The following is a 20652-nucleotide window of genomic DNA, read 5'->3' as shown; positions in this document are numbered from 1 at the left end:
ACCCTGCCCCGTCACGATGCCGGCAGGGCGGCGCCAGTGCGGCGAAACTGCTGGCGATAGAGGCCGGGCGGGATGCCGACGTTCGCGAGAAAGTGGATCCGCAAATTGGCGGCGCTTCCTATCCCGGCCCGGTCGGCGACGTGCTCCACCGGCAGGTTCGTCGTTTCGAGAAGTTCGCGCGCCAGCGCGATCCGCTGCGTCGTCAGCCACGCCAGCGGGCTCGCGCCCGTGTCGTCGCGAAAGCGTCGAGCCAGCGTTCGCTCGCTCATGGCGGCGGAGCGCGCCATCTGCGCGATCGTCCACGGTCGCGCCGGATCGCTCCGCAACCGGCTGAGCAGCGCGGCGAGGGGACTGTCCGGTCGCGCCAGCACCGGCTGCGCGGTGAACTGCGCCTGACCGCCGCTGCGATGCGCCGCGACCACCATGCGGCGCGCGACGCTGTTCGCCGCCTCCGCACCGAAGTCCAGCCGGACCAGATGGAGCAGGAGATCGATCCCGGCGGCCGATCCGGCGGAGGTGAACACGCGATCGTCACCCGCGTATAAATTGTCGGCATCGACGCTGACGGCCGGATAGGCCGCCCTTAGGCGATCGGCGTAGCGCCAGTGCGTCGTCGCACGCCGGCCGTCCAGCAATCCGGTCGCCGCCAGCAGGAATGCGCCCGAACAGATCGATACCAGCCGCGCGCCCCCCGCGTGCGCGGCGAGCAATGCCGTGCGCAGGCGGTCCGACGGCGGTGCGCCGTTTCCCGGCCAGCCTGGGATGACGATGGTCCCGGCGGTCGACAAGGCTTCCAGGCCGTGCTCCACCTGTACCGACAGACCGGCATTGGTCGCGAGCCGGCCGGGGTTCTCCGCGCACGCCGCGAACCGATACCAATCCTCGCCCATCTCCGGCCGCGCGAGGCCGAACACTTCCGCCGCGATCCCGAACTCGAACGTGCACAGCCCGTCGTAGACCAGCGCGACGACGCGGCGATTGGCTGAGGCGGGGCGGTTTGGCACGATCCTTTCGATAAAGGGCAATCGTGCCGATGGCCAGCTACGCAGCCGGTCGGCCACACGGCGGCGTCAGCAGGAGACGCTTCATGCCCAATGCCGTGATCGCCGTTCCCCCGGCCTCCGCCCGCGAGGCCGAGGCCCGTTTCTCCGACAGCTTCCGCTTCGAGACGGATTGCTGGGACGTGCACGACGCGCTGTCCCGTCCCGACCCCGGCTTCGTTCTGCTGGACGTGCGCGGACCCGATCTGTTCGCCGCCGGTCACGTGCCGGGTGCGGTCAATCTTCCCCATGGCAAGATCGTCGCGTCGAAGCTGGCGGGGTGGCCCGACGAGACGATCTTCGTGACCTATTGCGCCGGGCCGCACTGCAACGGTGCGGCACGTGGCGCGGTGCGACTGGCCCGTCTCTCCCGGCCCGTGAAGATCATGGTCGGTGGCCTGACAGGCTGGATCGACGAGGGGTTCGCGCTGGAGCGCGGGCAGCCGGGTGACTGAGCCGGCGCAGGCGGGCGTGGCCCGCGCACCGGACGTCCGCGTCCGGCGCGCGGGCCGGAAGGATGCGGACGCGATGCTACCGCTGATTCGCAGCCATGCCGCGTTCGAGCGGGCAGAGGCGGGCATCGACGTCGCCGCGCTACGATCCGCCTTCGAGCGGAAGCCGTCCTGGCTCGCCGCCTGGATCGCCACCCAGCGCGGCGGACCGGTCGGCTACGCGACGGCGACGGTGGATTTCTCGACGTGGACGGGTCGCCGCTTCCTCCACCTCGACTGCCTGTTCGTCCGGCAGGACTGCCGCGGCAGCGGGATCGGCGCGGCGCTCCTGTATGCCGTACGCGCTTACGCGGCGGCGCGAAGCCTGTCGGAAGTGCAGTGGCAGACGCCGGACTGGAACGAGGACGCCGCCCGCTTCTACCGGCGCCAGGGCGCGTCGATGCTGCGCAAGTCCCGCTTCGTACTTCGGGTTGACTAGGATCGTCGCGCCAGCCGCACGAGCGCCTCGTCCAGCGCGGACAGGAACCGCGAGCGGTCCTCCTTCGCGAACGGCTTCGCGCCGCCGATCTGGTCGCCGCCGGCGCGCAGGTCGCTCATGATCGCGCGCACGGCGACCGCGTTGCCGATCGAGGCGGTGGTGAACGGGCGGCCGTTGGGCGCGATCACCGTCGCCCCCGCCTTCAGACAGCGCTCGGCCAGCAGGATGTCCGCGGTGACGACGATGGCGGCCGCGTCCGCGCGCTCCGCGATCCAGTCGTCCGCCGCGTCGAAACCCTCGCTGACCACCGCCCGTGCGATCAGCGGGTGCGCGGGGATGCGCAGGTGGGCGTTGCTGACGATCGTCACCGGCACCTCGCGGCGGTAGGCGACGCGATAGATCTCCTCCTTCACCGGGCAGGCGTCGGCGTCGACCAGGATTTGGGCGGGCGAACTCATGGCCCCTCTTCGCATGAACCCGCAACGGGCGGAACCGCGCGGCGGATCGGCCGTTCTTTCACGAACATAGAGGGAACGACGATGACCGAGACCATGCACAATCCCAAGCTTGACGAGCACCCCGGCTCCAACGCGGAGAAGGACCCGTCGACGTGGACGACGGGCGATGAACCGATCACCGGCGCGCAGGCCAGCTACCTGACGACGCTGAGCGAGGAAGCCGGTAAGGAGCCCCCGCCCGAGGGGCTGACCAAGGCCGAGGCGTCGCAGCGGATCGACGCGCTGAAGGAGGAGCTGGGGCGCAGCTGACGCCTCAGGCGGGGACGGCGCGCGCGTCGTCCTCCGCCGGAAAGCCCGCGATCAGACCCTCCCGCTCGGCGACGATGGCGGGCACCAGCATCTGCCCCGCCACGTTCACCGCGGTGCGCCCCATGTCGAGGATCGGATCGATCGCCAGCAGCAGCCCGGCGCCCTCCAGCGGCAGGCCGAGCGTGGAAAGCGTCAGCGTCAGCATCACCGTCGCCCCGGTCAGCCCCGCGGTCGCCGCGGAGCCGAGCACGGAAACGATCACGATCAGCGCATAGTCGGACGGTGCCAGCGCCACGCCGAAGAACTGCGCGACGAAGATCGCCGACACCGCCGGGTAGATGGCGGCGCATCCGTCCATCTTCGTCGTCGCGCCCAGCGGCACGGCGAAGGCGGAATAGCTGCGCGGCACGCCCAATGCGCGCTCGGTGATCTCCTCCGTCAGCGGCAGCGTGCCGACCGACGAGCGCGAGACGAAGCCGAGCTGGATCGCGGGCCAGGCGCGCCGGAAGAAGGCGGCGGGGCTCAGGCCGTTGGCGGCGAGCAGCGCGGGGTAGACGACCAGCAGCACGAGCGCGAGGCCCAGGTACACCGCGCCCGCGAACGCGCCCAGCGAGGACAGGGTGTGCCAGCCGTAACGCACCACCGCATCGCCGACGAGCGCGGCCGAGCCGATCGGCGTCAACGCGATTACCCAGCGCAGCAGCCGGCGGAAGATCGCGAGCGCGGAGGCGTTGAAGGCGAGGGCAGCCGCCCCGGCCTCGCCCACGCGTACCGCCGCCGCGCCGATCGCCACCGCCGCGACGATGATCTGCAGGACGTTGAACGACACCGCCGTCGTCGCCGCGCCGTCCGCCAGCGTCGTCGTGGCGCCAATGCCCAGCACGTTGGCGGGCACCAGCCCCTTCAGGAAGTCGATCCACGACCCGCGCGTCGAGGGGGCCGTCGCGGCGCTGGCATCGACTCCCGCGTGCAGCCCGGGTTGCAAGGTGACGCCCAGCGCGATGCCGATCGCCACCGCGATCAGCGCCGTGACGGCGAACCACAGCAGCGTCTGCCCCACCAGCCGCGCGGCGTTGGAAAGGTCGCGCAGCGCCGCCACCGAACCCACGATGGCGGTGAACACCAGCGGCGGCACCAGCGCCTTCAGCAACTGGACGAACAGCTGACCGACCGTGCGCAGCGTCGCGGCCAATCCGCCGCCATCGCCGCCGACCCGCTGCGCGGCGAGGCCGAGGAGCAGCCCGGCGGCCATGCCGACCGCTACCTGAATGCCGAAAGAGGGCAGGCGAAGAGAGGAACGCGTCATCCTGAAGGCATGAGCATCCATCCCCCTCCGAACAAGTAGGGATTGCGTAGATTTGCTTGCCCGCCTGCAACACAGATTGCGGCAGCGCGATCGTCACGGCGCGATAAGCGACGGGAAAGGCCCGCGTAATTCGACGGCGCCACTGATACTCGCAGGGAACGTTCCGCATGACCCGCCACCACGCCGCACTCCTCCTCTCCGCCTCGCTGCTGGCGCTGGCCGCCCCCGCCGGCGCGCAGGAGCAGCCCGCTACCGAGGCGCAAGCCGCACCGACCGGCGACGCCGCCGCCCCGGCGGAGGAGAGCGACGCGATCGTCGTCACGGGCACCCGAGCGCAAGGGCGCACGCGCCTCGACAGCGCGTCGCCCGTCGACGTGTTGAGTGCCGCCAGCCTTCAGCGGCAGGGCACGACCGAGGTCGCCGCCGCGCTGCAGGCGATCGCGCCCTCAATCGACTTCCCGCGCGCCGCCGCCACCGACGCCACCGACGCGGTGCGCCCGGCGACGCTGCGCGGCCTCTCGCCCGATCAGACGCTGGTGCTGGTCAACGGCATCCGCGGCCACGCCTCCGCGGTGCTGAACGTCAACGGCTCGGTCGGGCGCGGCTCCTCCGCGGTCGATCTCAACACCATCCCCGTTACCGCGCTGGACCGGATCGAGGTGCTGCGCGACGGCGCCTCGGCGCAATATGGGTCGGACGCGATCGCGGGAGTCGTCAACCTGCGGCTGCGCGAGGCGCGCGAGGGCGGCGGCGCGACCGTCACCTACGGCTTCTACGACACGCAGATCGATACCGCCCGCGGCAGCCGCCACCGCACCGGCGAGAACACGGTCACCGCGTCGGCGTGGCAGGGCATCGGCTTCGGCACGGACGGCTTCCTCACCGTGTCGGGCGAATATACGAAGCGCGAGCCGACCAACCGCGCCGATTTCGATCCGCGCGTCACGCCGACGCGCATCACCGGCCGCTTCGGCGATCCGCAGGTCGAGCAATATACGATCTTCGCCAACGCCGGCACATCGCTGACCGACGATTGGAGCCTGTACGGCTATGCCGGCTATCAGGACCGCGACACCCGCGGGACCGCCTTCCCGCGGCTTCCCGGCGTCACCGCGGGCTACAACGTCGGCACGCTGTATCCCGACGGCTTCCTGCCGGTCATCAACACCAAGTCGATCGACCTCAATTCCGCGGTCGGCGTGCGCGGCGACGTGGCGGGGTGGAACGTGGACCTCAGCCTCAGCTACGGTCGTAATCGCGCCACGTTCCGCACGCTGGAGAGCGCGAATTTCGCCGCGGGCAATGCGTCGCAGACCGACTTCTACTCCGGGCGCCTCACCTACGACCAGTGGGTCGCCGGGCTGGACGTGTCGCGCCGCTTCGACGTGTTCCGCTCGCTGAACGTCGCCTTCGGCCTGGAAGGGCGGCGCGAGGGCTACAAGATCGAGGCCGGGGAGGCGGCGTCGCAGCCCGTGTCGGGCATCTCGGCCGGTGCCCAGGGCTTCCCCGGGCTCAGCACCGCCAACGAGCTGGAGCGCTCGCGGCGCAACGGCAGCGCCTATGTCGACGTCGAGGCGCAGCTGACCGACGCCATCCTCCTCGGCCTCGCCGGCCGGTACGAGGATTACTCGGACTTCGGATCGACCGCCAACGGCAAGGCGTCGCTGCGCTTCGACCTGACCGACTGGCTGGCGCTGCGCGGCACGGTGTCGACCGGCTTCCGCGCGCCGTCGCTTCAGCAGCAGTTCTTCACCTCCACCGCGTCGGTGGTGCAGAACGGCGTGCCCTTCCTGACGATCACCACACCGTCGACCAGCCCGCTCGGCACCGCGCTCGGCGGGTTGCAGCTTGAACCGGAGAAGTCGACCAACTTCTCCGCGGGCACCGTCATCCGCTTCGGCGGCTTCGATCTGACGATCGACGGCTATTACATCAAGCTGCGCGACCAGATCGCCCTGTCGGAGAACATCAACGCCTCGTTCAGCCCATCGGTGGCGGCGCTGCTGTCGCCCTACGGCGTCACCGCGGCGCGCTTCTTCATCAACGGCGTGCGCTCGACGACGAAGGGCATCGATGCGGTGGCGCATTATCGCTGGCGCACGGAGAGTGCGGGCGCGTTCGACTTCACCGTGGCGGGCAACGTCAACACGGTGGACGTGACGAGCGTACCGACGTCCACGGCGACGCTGAACCCCGCGCCGACGCTGTTCGCGCGCAGCCGCGTGCTGACGATCGAGCAGGGCACGCCCGGCGAGAAGGTGTCGGGCACGATCGACTGGTCGCTGGACCGCGTCGGCGCGCTCGCCCGCGTCACCTATTACGGCGACACCAACCAGCCGGGCACCACGCCCGCGGCCGACGTGCGCAGCGGGCGCCACGCGATCACCGACCTGGAACTGCGCTATCAGGCGACGCCGGGTGGGCAGATCGCGCTGGGCGTCAGCAACCTGTTCGACGTCTATCCCGACGCGACGGTGCCGGCGAACAATTCGACCGGCGTTATCGGCTTTCCCTATTACTCGCCGTTCGGCTTCAACGGGCGCTACCTGTATGTCCGCGCCGGCCTCAGCTGGTAGGAGAGTGCATCATCCAGGTTAGCCGCCGGAACCCTGTCTGAGCGGCCAAGTTTCTCTTTTTCTTGGTGAAAAGAGGAATAGGCAATGGCGCAGAAGGGTGCGGGCGGCAATCCCGGGGCGATCACGTCCAAGGGCGGCGACGCCGGATCGGGCACGTCCAGCAAATCGACCGGCGGCAAGGGCAGCGGCGGTCGTTCGGGCGGCAGCAAGAGCGGAGGCGGCGGCAACAGCGGTGGTGGATCGAGCGGCGGATCGAAGTGATCGCGCCTGATCGCATCCGACCGCATCGGGGGCATCGCGGCGGCGCGATGATCCTTGCGCACGCGCCGGACGGTTCGGGAAGGACCTGATGGCACCGTCGAAACACGCCGTACTGGAACGGCCCGCCAGCGATGCCCCCGGCGCCAGTGCCTATGCGCTCGCCGTGCGCGACGACCTGCGCGACGGCGAGCGCGTGGCGGACCTGACCCTCGGCGACCTGACCGTGACGGTATGCCGCGGCCGCGACTCCGTGCTCGTCGTCGTCCGGCGCCCCGGCAACGGCGGCCTGGCGCTGCGCGCGATCCACGCCCCGGCGGGAACGTTGACGGTCCGCGTCGTGGCTTCGGAGCCGGGCGAGGCGCTGCGGCTGGAGGCGAACAGCGCGCTCGGCCGGCACGAGGTGGCGATCGCCGCCAGCGAGGCCGACCTGCACCGCTTGCGAGTCTGCGTGTGGCTGACGCCGCGCGCGCCGCTGCTGGTCCCCTTCCACCCGCGCGACCTGTATCCGCTGGACGCGAACGACGACCCGCTCGGCGCCACCGGGCAGGTGGAGGCGGCACAGCGCGGGGTGAACAGCGGGCTCCTCTATTTCCGCTTCCGCGAGCCCGCGTTCGGCAGCGTCCTGTACTTTCAGAACCTGAGTGCGCTGAACGACTATTACGCCGCCACCGACACGGTGCCGGACGGGGCGGTCGGCGGCGAGTGGCCGGAACTCGGCTACCTCCTGCCCACCCCGCCGCAGAGCGGCACCCCGCCGACGAATCCGCTGGCGGCGGGCGAGCGGGTGATGCTGTCCGACGCGATCCTCGTCTTCCGCGACGAGGCCGACGACGACGAGCAGGAGCTGTCGCGCCAGTTCCTCCAACTGCTCGGCATCGCCTACAAGGCGCTCAGCCTGCCGCGCACCGACTATCGCGACTGGGCGGGGCTGGCGGAGCGGACGCTGACCGACCTCGAGACCGCGCCGCAGGCCAGCGTGCGCCACTACGGCCATCGCTACGTCATGCCCTATCCCGACGGGGAATATCCCGACGTGATGGTGCAGGTGTCGGTCCTGGCGGCGATCCACGATTACGGTCGCTGGCGCGGCGAGCCGCTGCCGCTGGAGGACGAGTTGCGGCGCGGCCTGCCGCGCTTCTACGACGAGAAGCTGAAGACGCTGCGGCGATACCTGCCCAACGTCGGCGACGACAAGGACGCCGATGCGGTCGACAGCTGGTATCTCTACCATCCGATGCTGAACCTCGCGCGGCTGGCGCTGGACGGCGACGCGGACGCGCGCGCGCTGCTGATGCGGTCGGTCGACTATGGCATCAAGGCGGCCCACCATTTCAAGTACCGCTGGCCGATCATGTACGACATCCGCGACTTCACGGTGAAGACGCGGGCGCGCAACGACGATCGCTTCGGGCAGACGGACGTCGGCGGCATCTACGCCTATCTGATGCTGCAATGCTACCAGCTGACCGACGAGGAGCGCTTCCTGCACGAGGCGCGCGCCGCGATCGATGCCGCGGTGGGGATGCGCTTCAACCTGGAATATCAGGCCAACCTCACCGCCTGGGGCGCGGCGGCCTGCATGCGGCTGTGGCGCATCACCAACGAGGGCACGTACCTGGCGCAGAGCTACGTCTATCTCGCCAGCTTCTTTCACAATTGCATGATCTGGGAATCCGACGTGCGATTGGCGAAGCATTACCGCACGTTCCTGGGCGCGACCTGCCTGCACGACGCCCCGTACATGGCGATCTACGAATGCTTCGACGCCTTCACTGCGTTCGAGGCATATCTCGCCGACAGCGGACCTGATCTGGAACCCGCCGCGCGCATGCTGATCGGCGAATATTGCAAATACGCGCTCGACCGCGCCTGGTTCTACTATCCGTCCGCGCTGCCGGACGAGGCGATCGCCGGCCCGCCGCACCAGAGCGGCGTCATCAACCGCAAGCTCGCCTTCCCGCTCGAGGACCTCTACGGCAACGGCGAACCTGCCGGACGGGTGGGGCAGGAGATCTACGGCTCCGGCGCGGCGCTCGTCTTCGCCAGCCGCTCGCACCATTCCGTGGAAGGCGCGCCGTTCCGCCTGTTCTGCAACCTGTTCGTGCGCACGATCGAGCGCACCGGGGAGCGTGCCCTGTCCCTCATGCTCGACGGCGGGGAGACGTGCCAGGCGGACCTCTCGCTCGTCCGGCTGAAGCGCCGGCGGATGCCGCAGAAGGTGACGCTGACGTCGGCGAACGGCGACGTGCTGCGTCCGCACGCGACGGACAAGGACCGCATCGATTTCCGCGTGCCCGCCAGCGGCCGCCTCATTCTGACCTGGAGCGCCTAGGATGCAGGGAAAGCGCGTCGTCGTCACCGGCGGCACCACCGGGATCGGTCGCGCGATCGTCCGCTCGCTCGCGTCGCAGGGCGCGCGCGTCGTGACGCTCGGCCGGGACGAGAATGCGTTGAAGGACGCACTGGACGCGATGGCGGACCTTCCCGGCGAGGTGCACGGCATCGCCGCGGACCTCGCCACGCGCGAAGGCGTGGAGCGCCTGTTCGCGGAGGCCGACGTGCGGCTGGGCGGGGTTGACGCCCTCGTCTCCAACGCCGCCCTCGGCGCCGAGCCGATCGACGAGATGGCGGACGACGACTGGCGCTACGTGGTCGAGGTGAACCTGGTCGCCGCCATGGCCGCCACCCGCGCGGCGCTGGCGCGACTGGGCAAGGGCGGGCAGATCGTGATCGTCGGGTCGATCAGCGCGGAGATCCACGCACCGGGCGAGAGCGTCTATTCCGCCACCAAGGCGGGCCTGCAAGGCTTTGCCGAGACGCTGCGCAAGGAGGTGGAGGAACGCGGGCTGCGCGTCGCCCTGGTGGAGCCGGGCACCACCGGCAGCGACATGCAGGAGGCGTCCGACGACGAACAGCGCGAGGAGATCGCGAAGGCGCGGATGCTGCGCGCGGAGGATGTGGCCGAGGCGGTCGACTTCATCCTCTCGCGTCCACCCCGCGTCGACGTGGTGACGCTGCGGCTGGAGCCGCGGTTGCAGGAACTGCCGTGACGCGCGTCCTCGTCGGCACCTATGCGGCGAAGGGCGGCGCAGGGCTGGTGCCGCTGGCACACGATCCGGGCACCGGTCGCTGGAGCGCGAGCGACGCGGTGGCGCGCGCGCCGAACGCCTCCTTCGGCGTCGCCTCCGCGCGCTTCGGCCACCGCTATCTGGTGGACGAGGAGGCCGGGACGGTCGCCGCCTACGATCGCGACGGCGCGCGGCTGGCCGAGGTGGAGAGCGGTGCCGCGCCCTGCCACCTGGCGCTGTCCGCCGACGAGCGGCGGCTGGCCGCGGCCAATTACGCCGAGGGTAGCGTGACGCTGTTTCCGCTCGACGAGCGCGGCCTGCCGACCGCGGGCGAGACGTGGCGCAACCGTGGCCGCGGGCTCGATGCCGAGCGGCAGGAAGGCCCGCACGCGCATTGGGTGGGCTTCCGGGGCGACGACCTTCTGTGCGTCGACCTCGGCACCGATCGCATCCTGGCGCACCCGGCCACCGGACCGGACGTGCCCCGCACGGTTTATGCCGCCCCGCCGGGCAGCGGACCGCGCCATCTCGCCTTCCACCCGGCGCTCCCGCTCGCCTATCTGGTCAGCGAACTCGCCTCGACGCTGACGGTGCTGCGCGTCGCCGGCCCGGTGCTGGAGGCGGCGGCGATCCTCTCCACGCTTCCGCACGGCGTGGACGCGGACAGCCTTGGCGGAGCCATCGCGATCGACGCCGGCGCGCGGCTGCTCCACGTCACCAACCGGGGCCACGACAGCATCGCGTCCTTCGCGCTGGACGGCGAGGGCATGCCGCGGCCCCTCGGCCACGTGCCGAGCGGCGGGCGCTCGCCGCGCTTCCTGCTGCCGCTTGCCGACCACGTGCTGGTCGCGCACGAGGAAGGCGGCGGGGTGGCCGCAGTCCGCCGCGGCGCGGACGGGCGCCCGGTCGGCGCGCCCGTCATGATCGACGTGCCCGGCGCCGCCTTCCTGATGGAGGAATGAGATGCGCGCCGCGCTGAAGACCGAGGACGGCCGCTTCCGCGTGGAGGAGATCGATCCGCCCGAACTGCCCGCGCGCGACTGGGTACGGGCGCGGGTGCGCGTCGCCGGCATCTGCGGCACGGACCTGCGCCACTGGAAGAAGCCGGACGCGCATCTCGCCTGCCACGTCGTCGGGCACGAACTGGCGGGCGAGGTGGTGGAGACAGGGCCGGACGTGACCCGCGTGGCGGTGGGAGACCGCGTGGTGATCGAGACGGTGCTGGGCTGCGGCCATTGCGAATGGTGCCACGCCCGCCAGTACAACCGCTGTCCCCAGCTTTACCCCACGCGCACGCAGAGCGTCTCGCGCGCCTATGCCGAGTACGTCGTCGGGCCGCAGCACAAATTCTACCGCCTGCCCGACCATGTCGGCTTCGACGACGCCGCGCTGATCGACACCTACTCGGTCTGCCTCCACGCCCAGCACCTGTCGAAGCTGTCGATCGGCGACCATGTGGCGATCATCGGCGCGGGGCCGATCGGGCTGGGACAGGCGATGCTGGCGAAGGCGAGCGGCGCGCGGGTGATCGTCGCCGACACGGTCGACCATTCACTGGAGGTCGCGCGCGCGGTCGGTGCCGATGCGGTCGTGAACGCGGCGCGCGACGATCCGATCGCGGCGGTGACGGCCTTCACCGGCGGGCGCGGTGCCGACGTGGCGTTCGAATGCGCCGGCGGCGACGCGATGCCGACCACGCTGCCGCAGGCGACGCGGATGGCGCGGCGCGGCGGCGCGGTGGTGATCGTCGGCGGATTCGACGCCGGCGAAACCGCGATCCCGCTGGAATGGCAGCGCATACAGATGTCGGAGATCCGCATCCTGCCCAGCGCCAGCTTCGCGCTGCACGACATCTATCCCGAGCAGGGACAGGTGCTGTCGCTGATCGCGGACGGCACGCTGCAGACACAGCCGCTCATCACCCACCGCTTCCCGCTGGAGCGGATCAACGAGGCGTTCGACGTGGCGCAGGACAAGGAGCGCACCGGCGCGATCTTCGTCGCGCTGGAGATCTGAGGCTCTTCGCGAACGGTTCGTTCACGCCGCTCCCGCCAGCAGCTCCCACTCCACCACGTCGTGCGCGCAGAACAGGCGCACCTGGTCGCCATGGTCGATCGACAGCGCGCGCAGGCGGCGCTGGTTCTCCAGCCGCGCCTTGCGGTCCACCTCCATCAGCCGCTGGTAGCCGCGCAGGCCCGGCGGGCAGGAATAATCCTCGCCGCCCACCTCTCCGCGATAGAAATAGGCGTCGCCGGCGTGGAGCAGCCAGCCGCCGTCCGCCGCCTTGATCGCGACGCCGGCGTGGCCCCAGGTGTGCCCGGCGAGCGGTACCAGCAGGATCTCGGGCGGCAGCCCCTCCAGGTCGCGCACCGCGTCGAAGCCGAACCAGCGCTCGCCCCCGCCGAACGGGTAGAGCCGCCAGTTCTCCACCTCGTCCCACTGGCACGGGCGGTAGCGGCGCGTGCCGACGAAGGCGCCGCCCCGCCCGGCGTCCGCCACTTCCTTCTCCCGCGCCGTCAAGTGGACCGTCGCGTGCGGGAAGTCCTCCAGCCCGCCGGCGTGGTCGAAATCGAGGTGCGTGATGACGATGTGGCGCACGTCCGCCGGGTCGAAGCCCAGCCGCCGCACCTGCGCCACGGCGGTCTCCGCGGCGCGCAGCTGCGGGTTGTTGAGGCCGAGGAAGAAGGGGGACAGTCGCGGTCGCGGGTGATCGACCTCGCGCGTGCCGTAACCGGTATCGACCAGCACGAGGCCCTGGTTGGTCTCCACAAGCAGGCAGTGGCAGACGAGGTGCGCCAGCGGTGCGTCGCTGGTGCCGTCGAACAGGCGACCGCCCGCGGGACAGCAGGTGCCGCAGTTGAGGTGATGGATGCGCATCGCCGGTCAGGCCACGTGGATGTCGGCGGCGCTGGGCACCCGCGGTGCCGCGGCCGGTGGGGCCAGGCGATCGCGGGTGCGGGCGTCCACCCCCTCCTGCCGCCCGCGCGAGGCGAACCAGGCGATCGTCGCCGCCGCGGCGGCGGCGGCGAGACCCCATGCCAGCGGTGCTCCCCGGGATCGGTCGTTGCGCATCTCGCTGCCTCTCTCGCTGTCAGACGGTCACCATGCCGATGCGGTGCCGCGGTGTAATTCAACTGGGTCAGGATCGCGGCCCTGTTTGTCGCGCGCGGCGCGCGGTACGCCCGGCGGCGCCCTTAGGCCGCGCGAGGATCCGCCATGCACCGCCGCTTCGTCCTGACCGTCACCTGTCCCGACCGCATCGGCATCGTCGCGGTGACCGCGGGATTCCTCGCCACGCACCGCTGCTCGATTACCGAGGCGCACCAGCACCACGAGGGCGACGGCTTCTTCATGCGCCTGGCCTTCCGCGCCGAGGACGCGGCGATCACCGCCGCCGCGCTGGAGGCGGCGTTCGCGCCGGTCGCACGCGAGTTCGCGATGACGGCGCGGGTGCACGACGCGGCGCGGCGGCCACGCGTGCTGATCCTCGTCTCGCGGTTCGGCCACTGCCTGTTCGACCTCCTCCATCGCTGGCGCAACGGCCAGCTCGCGGTCGACGTCGTCGGCGTGCTCTCCAACCATGACGACATGCGCTCCTTCGTCGAGTGGAACGGCCTCCCCTTCCACCACCTGCCCGTGACGGCGGAGACGAAAGCGACGCAGGAAGCGGCGATCCTGCGGCTGGTGGAGGACGGTCAGGCGGACCTCGTCGTGCTCGCGCGCTACATGCAGATCCTGTCGCCGGCGCTGTGCGCCGCGCTGGCAGGGCGGTGCATCAACATCCACCACAGCTTCCTGCCCAGCTTCAAGGGCGCGAAGCCCTATCACCAGGCGCATCGCCGCGGCGTGAAGATCATCGGCGCGACGGCACATTACGTCACCACCGACCTCGACGAAGGCCCGATCATCGAGCAGGACGTGCGCCGCGTGAACCACGCGCGCTCGGCCGACGACCTCGTCACGCTGGGTCAGGAGGTGGAATGCGCGGTGCTCGCCCGAGCCGTGCAGTGGCACGTCGACCATCGCGTCCTGCTGAACGGTCAGCAGACGATCGTCTTCGATTAGGAAAGTTCCATCGCCTCGCCGATGATAATGAACGGTTCGTCGCACGTTCGACATCCAAGAGGCTGCCGGTAGTTCCTCGTTAACCATGCCGCGACTATCCGGTTCTCGCCCGGGCGACGCGTGTCGGCGGCATTCATGACAACATTGATATCTCGAGAGACGCCATGGCCACTGCCGTGTCCCGCCGCTTGCCGCACCTGCACGCCTTCGCGCGCGCGCTCCACCTGCTCCGTCCGGAACGATCCAAGGCCGCGGCGCTGCTCGGCGCGGGTGCGCTGGTCGCGCTGCTCCAGGTGGGCGAGCCGCTGCTGTTCGGCAAGGCGGTGAACGGCCTCACCTCGGGTGCGGACCCGATCGGCTATATCGCCTTGTGGTGCGGGCTCAGCGTCTGCGTGTTCCTCGCGAGCATGGTCATCTCGCTGGGCGCCGACCGCATGACCCACCGCCGCCGCCTCGCCGCGATGGCCAGCTTCGTCGAGCACCTGCTCGCCCTGCCCCCCGCCTTCCACACCGAGGCGCGATCGGGCCGGCTGATGCGGATCATGATCGCGGGGTGCGACGGGCTGTTCAACCTGTGGCTGCCGCTGCTGCGCGACCAGATCACCAACGTCGCCATCGTGCTGACGCTGCTGCCGGTCGCGATGCTGACCAACTGGCGACTGGCGATGGTGCTGGTCGCGCTGATGCTGGCCTATAGCGCGGTGAACCTTGTCGTCATGCGGCAGACCGCCAGTGGCCAGGCACAGGTGGAGAACCGCTTCACCGACATCTCCGGCAATCTGGGCGACCTGATCGGCAACGTCTCCGTGCTGCAGAGCTTCCTCGCGGTCCCGGGCGAGCTGCGGACGGTGAAGACCTCGCTGCACGACCTGCTCCATGCCCAATATCCGGTGCTGAACTGGTGGGCCTTGTCGTCGGTGCTGACGCGCGGCGCCTCCTCGATCGCGATCGTCGCGATCTTCGGCTTCGGCGCGTCGCTGGTGTCGAAGGGGCAGGCGACGATCGGCGACGTCGTGTCGTTCGTCGGCTTCGCCACGCTGCTGATCGCGCGCCTGGAGCTGGTCACCGCCTTCGTCGTCGACGCGGCGCAGCGTGGCCCGGCGCTGGCGCAGTTCTTCGACGTGCTGGACCAGCGCAGCCACGTCGCCGAGGCCGCCGACGCGGTGCCGCTGGCGGTGCGCGAGGGGCGGGTGACGTTCGAGAACGTGTCCTTCCGCTATCCCAAGGGCTCGGGCGCGGTCCACGACCTGTCGTTCGAGGTGCAGCCGGGCGAGACGGTGGCGATCGTCGGACCGACGGGGTCGGGCAAGTCCACCGCGCTCGGCCTGTTCCAGCGTGCCTACGATCCGGAGAAGGGGCGCATCCTGGTGGACGGGCAGGACATCCGCACCGCCACGCTCGCGTCCCTGCGGGCGGCGACCGGCGTGGTGTTCCAGGAAGCGGGCCTCTTCAACCGTTCGATCGCGGAGAACATCGCGATGGGCAATCCCGACGCGACCATGGAGGAGATCGAGGACGCGGCGAAGCTGGCCGGCGCCTACGATTTCGTCGCGCGCAAGCCGGCCGGCTTCGCGACGCCGGTGGGCGACCGCGGCCAGGGGCTGTCGGGCGGCGAGCGGCAGCGGATCGCGATCGCACGAGCGTTGCTGAAGGACGCACCGATCCTGCTGCTGGACGAGGCGACCAGCGCGCTGGACGTCGCCACCGAGGCGCGATTGCAGGAAAGCCTGGACCGGCTGCGCGCCGGGCGCACCACCTTCGTCATCGCGCACCGCCTGTCGACCATCCGCGCCGCCGACCGCATCATCGTGCTCGACCAGGGCCGCATCGTCGAGCAGGGAGGCTTCGACGAGCTGGTGGCGCAGGGCGGCGTGTTCGCACAGCTGGCACGCGAGGGCGGCCTTGCCACCGCCGCCGCGAACGATGACGGACGCCGCACCGACGCGGCTTGAAGCCTGGCGTCGCGACCTCGCCGCGGGCGGGCGGCGCGTGCCCGGTTTCGACCCGGCGGACGGAGGCGCGGACGCGCGGCTGCTGATCCTGCTGGAGACGCCGGGACCGGGCGGCGACGGGCCGCGGCTCGTGTCGCGCGACAACGCCACGGGCACCGCGCGCAACCTCTCCCGCTTCCTCGCCGAGGCCGGGATCGCGCGGGGCGACACGATCCTGTGGAACGCGGTGCCGTGGGTCGTCCACGCCCCCGGCGCGCGCAACCGCGCGCTGCGACGGGGCGAGATCGCCGAGGGGCTGGCGCTGCTTCCCGGCTTCCTCTCGCATCTGCCGCAGCTGCGGGCGGTCGTCCTCGCGGGGCGAGTCGCGCGGGAGGCTCGCCCGATCGTGGCGGCGGCGCGGCCGGGTGCGTGGATCGGCGAGATGCCGCACCCCTCCCCCACCTATGTCTGCACCAGCCCCGCAGTGCCCGCCGCGATCCGCGCGACCTTGCGCGAGGCCGCATCGCGGCTTGCAACGGCCTGATTTCGCGCCGATGGTCGACGCGTGGCAAGCGTCGAGATCCAGGGCCTCAGCAAGCGCTTCGGCGCCACCACCGTCCTCCACCCCACCGACCTGTCGATCGAGGCGGGTGAGTTCGTCGTCATCGTCGGCCCGTCGGGCTGCGGCAAGTCGACGCTGCTGCGGTTGATCGCCGGCCTGGAGACGCCCGACACCGGCCGCCTGATGATCGACGGCCGCGACGTCACCGCCGCGCCCCCGGCGGAGCGCGAGCTGGCGATGGTGTTCCAGTCCTACGCACTCTACCCGCACCTGACCGTGGCGGAGAACATCGCCTTTCCGCTGCGCGTGGCGCGCCGGCCCAAGGCGGAGGTGGACGCGCGGGTGCGCGCGGTGGCGGCCGCGCTCGACCTTGACGCCCTGCTCGACCGTCGCCCCCGCGCGCTGTCCGGCGGGCAGCGGCAGCGCGTGTCGATCGCGCGCGCGGTGGTGCGCGAGCCCAAGGTGCTGCTGCTGGACGAGCCGCTGTCGAACCTGGACGCCGCCTTGCGCGTCAGGATGCGGCACGAATTCGCGCGGCTGCACCAGCAGCTCGGCGCGACGATGATCTACGTCACGCACGACCAGCTGGAGGCGATGACGCTGGCCAACCGCATCGTCGTGATGTCCGCCGGCCATGTCGAGCAGGTCGGCACGCCGATGGACCTGTATCGCGCACCGGCCACGCTGGCGGTGGCGAGCGCGATCGGGTCGCCGACGATGAACCTGCTGCCCGCCACCGTGGTCGCCACCGGCGGCGCGGCGCGGGTCCGGCTGTCGGACGGGGTGGAGGTGGCGACCGGCGCGCACCTGCCCGACGGCACGCTGGGCCAGGCAGTGACGCTGGGCATCCGGCCGGAGCATCTCGCCCCCGCCGACGACGGCCCGCTGGCCGGGCGGATCGAATTGTTCGAGCGACTGGGGCCCCTCTCCTTCGCGCACCTGAACGGGCGCGGCGACGGCGCCGTGGTGGCGCAGCTGCCGGGCGACAGCACGGGGCGGCTGGGCGAGACGCTGCGCGTCGGCGTCGCGCCGGGCGACGCGCATGTCTTCGCCGCCGACGGCCGCGCCTATCCCTTCACGCTGCCGCCCAGCAGCCCCGTCATGTAATAGCGCTGGAGCGCGAGGAAGAGCAGCAGCACCGGCATCGTCGTCACCACCGCGGCGGCCATCATCAGCTCGCCGTCCGCGGCGTGTTCCCGGCTGATGGCCGCGACGGCGACGGGCAGCGTGTAGAGGTGCTGGTCCGCCAGCACGATCAGCGGCCACAGGAAGTCGTTCCAGCTGCCCAGGAACATGAAGAGCGCCAGCGTGACCGTGACCGGCGCCAGCAGCGGCAGCACGATCGACACGAAGATGCGCCCTTCGCTCGCCCCATCCAGCCGGGCGGCGTCCAGCATCTCGTCGGGAATGGACAGCGTCGCCTGTCGCACGAACAGGATCGCGAAGATGCCGGCGAGGCTCGGCAGGATCACGCCGGCGTAGCTGTTGACGAGGCCCAGTTCCTTGAAGATCAGGAACAAGGGCAGCATCGCCACCTGCCCCGGCACGACGAGCGATGCGATCAACAGCTGGAGCAGCCGCTCGCGCCCGCGAAAGCGCAGCTTGGCGAAGGCGTAGCCCGCCGGCACCGTCAGCAGCAGGCCGAGCAGCGTGGAGACACCCGCCACGAACAGGCTGTTCAGCAGCGCGGGCACGATGCGATAGTCGAAGAAGACGCCGTCATACTCGCGTCGCGCGAGCAACTCGTGATAATTCTCCCATGTCCAGCGCACCGGCCACAGCGGCGGCGGAAAGGCGCTGGAGGCGCCGCGCGGCATGAACGAGACCAGCACCATCCATAGCAGCGGCGCCACCGTGGCCACCGTCAGCAGCACGGCGACGGCGTTCATCACCAGGGCGCGGGCTGGCCTCACAACCATTCGTAGCGCCTCCCAATGCGGGTCTGCACGATCGTGACGGCCAGGATCAGCACGAACAGCACGAAGGCCACCGCGCTTGCCTGACCCAGGTTCCACCAGCGGAACCCCTCGTCGAACATGAAGTAGAGGACGGTGACCGTGCTCTGCGCCGGGCCGCCCATCGTCATGACATAGGGTTCGGCGAAGAGTTGCAGGAAACCCGCCACGCTCATCACCGCGGCCAGCAGCAGCGTGGGGCCGATCGCGGGCAGCGTCACGTGGCGGAAGCGCGCCCACCGCCCCGCCCCGTCCAGCCGCGCCGCCTCCATCAGGTCCTGCGGCACCGCCGACAGCGCGGCGGTGAACACGATCATGTTGTAGCCAAAGATCTTCCACGTGACGAACAGCAGGATCGCCGGGATCGACGCGCGCGGATCGCCCAGCCAGTCGACCGGCGCAATGCCCAAGCCGCCGAGCACGTAGTTGAGGAGGCCGAAGCGCGTGTTCAGCACGAAGCGCCAGACCACCGCGGTGGCGACCACGCTGGTGACGTAGGGCGCGAACAGCAGCACGCGCCACGCCGGCTTCCACCGAACGGTCGCGTCGTGGAGCAGCAGCGCCGCGGCGAGCGAGGCGCCGATCGCCATCGGCACGCCCAGCGCGGCGAACAGCGCGGTGTTGCCCAGCGCGCGCCAGAACAGCGGCGTCGCGAGCAGGTCGGCGAAATTGCCCAGGCCGACGAAGCCGAGGTTCGACCAGTCGGCCAGCGCGTAGATGCTGTAGTCGGTGACGCTGAGGCCAAGCGCCACCAGCGTCGGCAGCACGAAGACCAGCAGGATGATCGCCAGCACCGGCGCGGTGAACAGCCAGGCGGTGCGCTCGCCCCGCGTCACGCCAGCCGCCCCGCCTGCACCAGTGCGCGCCGCTTGGCGAGGATCAGGTCGGCGCGCCGGTCCATCTCCTGCACCGCGACGCCGACCGTCAGCAGCCCGCGCACCACGCGCTCGGCGATCAGCTGCACCTCGATGCGGATCCGCTCCCACTCCACTACCGCGGGATCGCGCGCGGGCTGGCGCAGCTGCGCGGCGAAGGGGGCAAGGACGGGCGCGGCCATCTGCGCATCCGCCCACGCGCTGGCGCGCGCGGGCAGGTTGCCGATCAGCTGCTGGAAGCGCAGTTCGCTGCGCGCGGAGGTGAGGTGCCGCACCAGCGCGCGCGCCGCCTCCGGCCGGCGAGTGCCGCGCGCCACCGCCAATGCGCCACTGACGCCCGACACCGCGCCTGGCCCCGTCGGCCCCGGCATCCGCGCGACGCCCCATCGCGCCGCCGGAATCTCCGCCGCGCGGCGCTTGAAGTCCAGCAGCAGCGACGGTCCGCTCGGATAGACCAGGAACCATCCTTGCGCGAAGGCGGCGACCGGATCCTGCACCTCGGTCGACAGCACCGCCGGCGCCAGGCGGTCACGGAACAGCGAGACGTAGAAGTCGAGCGCGGCGCGGAATTCCGGCGTGGCGAAATTGCCGCGCGTGTCGCGCTCGCGCAGCAGCGCGGCGCCGGCCTGTCCGGCGAAGGTGAACAGCGTGTCCCACCAGTTCAACAGGATCAGGAAGGCGTAGCTGTCCGGAAAGCGCCGCTTCAGCCGCAGCCCCATCGCGCGCCAGCCGTCCCAGTCCTCCGCCGGCGGCCCGTCCAGCCGGTCGCGGCGAAAGAACTGCGCCTGCGGCGCCACCGACCAGGGCACGGCATAGGGCGTGCCGCGCCAGCGCACCGTGTCGGCCGTGCCGGGGAACAGGTCCGCCACCTCGCGTTCGGCCACCGGCGCGATCGCACCGGCCATCGCGAACTCGCCGACCCAGCCGTTGGGCAACATCATCACGTCGGGCAGCGCGTCGCCGGCAAAGGCGGTCAGCAGTTTCTCATGCGCGGCCGTCCAGGGCAGCGACTGCACCTCCACCGGGATACCCGTGCGCGCGGTGAAGGCGGGCATCAGGTGTGGCGAATAATCGCCCTCGTAGCTCATCGCCCACAGCCGCAGCGCAGACGGATCGCGCCGCACGCCGCACCCGGCCATCATCGTGGCCGCCGCTCCCGCCAGCACGCCGCGCCGATCAACCGCCGAAAAGCCGCTCCACCGGTCGATCTCCGCCCCCTGCTTCTTATTACAGATCAGCAACGTATTTGATGCTCGGACGTTTCATCGGCCGGAACCGACCGAAAGAAAAGCCACGCCGCGCGGCGACGGACACGG

Annotated in this window: 21 protein-coding genes; 13 read left to right on the top strand and 8 right to left on the bottom strand. The window is 70.9% G+C overall.

Annotated elements, in window-relative coordinates; translation table 11 throughout:
- Positions 1 to 11: 11 nt before the first annotated feature.
- The gene (gene ftrA, locus HBH26_RS07640) at positions 12 to 1004 is read right to left on the bottom strand and encodes a transcriptional regulator FtrA (RefSeq protein ID WP_338057294.1); all 993 of its coding nucleotides are present in this window, start codon (positions 1002 to 1004) and stop codon (positions 12 to 14) included.
- 83 nt (positions 1005 to 1087) lie between these two features.
- On the opposite strand from ftrA, the gene HBH26_RS07635 reads away from it, so the two are divergent.
- Together HBH26_RS07635 and HBH26_RS07630 are read left to right on the top strand one after the other, a co-directional pair.
- On the top strand, positions 1088 to 1495 hold the full coding sequence (locus HBH26_RS07635; RefSeq protein ID WP_168134003.1) for a rhodanese-like domain-containing protein: 408 nt from the start codon (positions 1088 to 1090) through the stop codon (positions 1493 to 1495).
- 73 nt (positions 1496 to 1568) lie between these two features.
- A complete protein-coding gene (locus HBH26_RS07630; protein ID WP_168134002.1) occupies positions 1569 to 1970 on the top strand; it encodes a GNAT family N-acetyltransferase in 402 nt (133 codons plus the stop codon).
- On the opposite strand, the gene HBH26_RS07625 is transcribed toward HBH26_RS07630, so the two are convergent.
- Entirely contained in the window at positions 1967 to 2428 is a 462-nt protein-coding gene (locus HBH26_RS07625) for a YaiI/YqxD family protein (protein WP_168134001.1), read from the bottom strand. The genes HBH26_RS07630 and HBH26_RS07625 overlap by 4 nt on opposite strands.
- A gap of 81 nt (positions 2429 to 2509) precedes the next feature.
- Here HBH26_RS07625 and HBH26_RS07620 point away from each other — a divergent pair, with 81 nt between their 5' ends.
- Positions 2510 to 2737, top strand: a complete 228-nt coding sequence (locus tag HBH26_RS07620; RefSeq protein WP_168134000.1) for a DUF3072 domain-containing protein — start codon at positions 2510 to 2512, stop codon at positions 2735 to 2737.
- A gap of 4 nt (positions 2738 to 2741) precedes the next feature.
- On the opposite strand, the gene HBH26_RS07615 is transcribed toward HBH26_RS07620, so the two are convergent.
- On the bottom strand, positions 2742 to 4043 hold the full coding sequence (locus HBH26_RS07615) for a dicarboxylate/amino acid:cation symporter (protein ID WP_168133999.1): 1302 nt from the start codon (positions 4041 to 4043) through the stop codon (positions 2742 to 2744).
- A 167-nt stretch (positions 4044 to 4210) separates the two neighbouring features.
- On the opposite strand from HBH26_RS07615, the gene HBH26_RS07610 reads away from it, so the two are divergent.
- From HBH26_RS07610 to HBH26_RS07585, 6 genes are all read left to right on the top strand, one after another.
- Positions 4211 to 6619 carry a TonB-dependent receptor plug domain-containing protein gene (locus HBH26_RS07610; protein ID WP_168133998.1) on the top strand — a complete coding sequence of 803 codons (2409 nt, stop codon included), beginning with the start codon at positions 4211 to 4213 and terminating at the stop codon, positions 6617 to 6619.
- A gap of 84 nt (positions 6620 to 6703) precedes the next feature.
- Positions 6704 to 6880 carry a hypothetical protein gene (locus tag HBH26_RS07605; protein ID WP_168133997.1) on the top strand — a complete coding sequence of 59 codons (177 nt, stop codon included), beginning with the start codon at positions 6704 to 6706 and terminating at the stop codon, positions 6878 to 6880.
- A gap of 88 nt (positions 6881 to 6968) precedes the next feature.
- A complete protein-coding gene (locus HBH26_RS07600; protein ID WP_239024646.1) occupies positions 6969 to 9212 on the top strand; it encodes a hypothetical protein in 2244 nt (747 codons plus the stop codon).
- Between the two features lies 1 nt (position 9213).
- Positions 9214 to 9930, top strand: coding sequence for an SDR family oxidoreductase (locus HBH26_RS07595; RefSeq protein WP_168133996.1), 717 nt, complete (start codon positions 9214 to 9216; stop codon positions 9928 to 9930).
- Positions 9927 to 10910 (top strand): beta-propeller fold lactonase family protein, encoded by a 984-nt coding sequence (locus HBH26_RS07590; RefSeq protein ID WP_168133995.1) that lies wholly within the window; start codon positions 9927 to 9929, stop codon positions 10908 to 10910. The genes HBH26_RS07595 and HBH26_RS07590 overlap by 4 nt, the downstream gene beginning before the upstream one ends.
- 1 nt (position 10911) lies before the next feature.
- Positions 10912 to 11964, top strand: coding sequence for a zinc-dependent alcohol dehydrogenase (locus HBH26_RS07585; protein WP_168133994.1), 1053 nt, complete (start codon positions 10912 to 10914; stop codon positions 11962 to 11964).
- Between the two features lie 21 nt (positions 11965 to 11985).
- Here the strand turns inward: HBH26_RS07585 and HBH26_RS07580 are convergent, their stop codons facing one another.
- Positions 11986 to 12825 carry an MBL fold metallo-hydrolase gene (locus HBH26_RS07580; RefSeq protein ID WP_168133993.1) on the bottom strand — a complete coding sequence of 280 codons (840 nt, stop codon included), beginning with the start codon at positions 12823 to 12825 and terminating at the stop codon, positions 11986 to 11988.
- A gap of 6 nt (positions 12826 to 12831) precedes the next feature.
- The gene (locus HBH26_RS07575; RefSeq protein WP_168133992.1) at positions 12832 to 13020 is read right to left on the bottom strand and encodes a hypothetical protein; all 189 of its coding nucleotides are present in this window, start codon (positions 13018 to 13020) and stop codon (positions 12832 to 12834) included.
- Positions 13021 to 13164: 144 nt separating this feature from the next.
- Between HBH26_RS07575 and purU the strand changes: the two genes are divergently transcribed.
- The 4 genes from purU to HBH26_RS07555 all read left to right on the top strand — a co-directional run bounded on the left by purU (position 13165) and on the right by HBH26_RS07555 (position 17613).
- Positions 13165 to 14013 (top strand): formyltetrahydrofolate deformylase, encoded by an 849-nt coding sequence (purU, locus tag HBH26_RS07570; protein ID WP_168133991.1) that lies wholly within the window; start codon positions 13165 to 13167, stop codon positions 14011 to 14013.
- Positions 14014 to 14177: 164 nt separating this feature from the next.
- On the top strand, positions 14178 to 15965 hold the full coding sequence (locus HBH26_RS07565; protein WP_168133990.1) for a glucan ABC transporter ATP-binding protein/ permease: 1788 nt from the start codon (positions 14178 to 14180) through the stop codon (positions 15963 to 15965).
- Positions 15937 to 16488, top strand: a complete 552-nt coding sequence (locus HBH26_RS07560) for a uracil-DNA glycosylase (RefSeq protein ID WP_168133989.1) — start codon at positions 15937 to 15939, stop codon at positions 16486 to 16488. Before HBH26_RS07565 ends, HBH26_RS07560 begins: the two co-directional genes overlap by 29 nt.
- Positions 16489 to 16509: 21 nt before the next feature.
- Positions 16510 to 17613 carry an ATP-binding cassette domain-containing protein gene (locus HBH26_RS07555; RefSeq protein WP_168133988.1) on the top strand — a complete coding sequence of 368 codons (1104 nt, stop codon included), beginning with the start codon at positions 16510 to 16512 and terminating at the stop codon, positions 17611 to 17613.
- On the opposite strand, the gene HBH26_RS07550 is transcribed toward HBH26_RS07555, so the two are convergent.
- Genes HBH26_RS07550 through HBH26_RS07540 form a run of 3 tightly spaced genes read right to left on the bottom strand, consistent with a single transcriptional unit; the run spans position 17574 to position 20577 of the window.
- Positions 17574 to 18395, bottom strand: a complete 822-nt coding sequence (locus tag HBH26_RS07550; RefSeq protein ID WP_239024645.1) for a carbohydrate ABC transporter permease — start codon at positions 18393 to 18395, stop codon at positions 17574 to 17576. The two genes, HBH26_RS07555 and HBH26_RS07550, sit on opposite strands and share 40 nt — an antisense overlap.
- Before the next feature lie 20 nt (positions 18396 to 18415).
- Positions 18416 to 19297, bottom strand: coding sequence for an ABC transporter permease subunit (locus tag HBH26_RS07545; RefSeq protein ID WP_168133986.1), 882 nt, complete (start codon positions 19295 to 19297; stop codon positions 18416 to 18418).
- On the bottom strand, positions 19294 to 20577 hold the full coding sequence (locus tag HBH26_RS07540; RefSeq protein WP_168133985.1) for an extracellular solute-binding protein: 1284 nt from the start codon (positions 20575 to 20577) through the stop codon (positions 19294 to 19296). The genes HBH26_RS07545 and HBH26_RS07540 overlap by 4 nt, the downstream gene beginning before the upstream one ends.
- Positions 20578 to 20652 lie beyond the last annotated feature (75 nt).

Source organism: Sphingomonas corticis (assembly GCF_012035195.1).
Classification (GTDB): Bacteria; Pseudomonadota; Alphaproteobacteria; order Sphingomonadales; family Sphingomonadaceae; genus Sphingomonas; species Sphingomonas corticis.
This window is presented reverse-complemented; position numbering and strand designations above follow the sequence as displayed.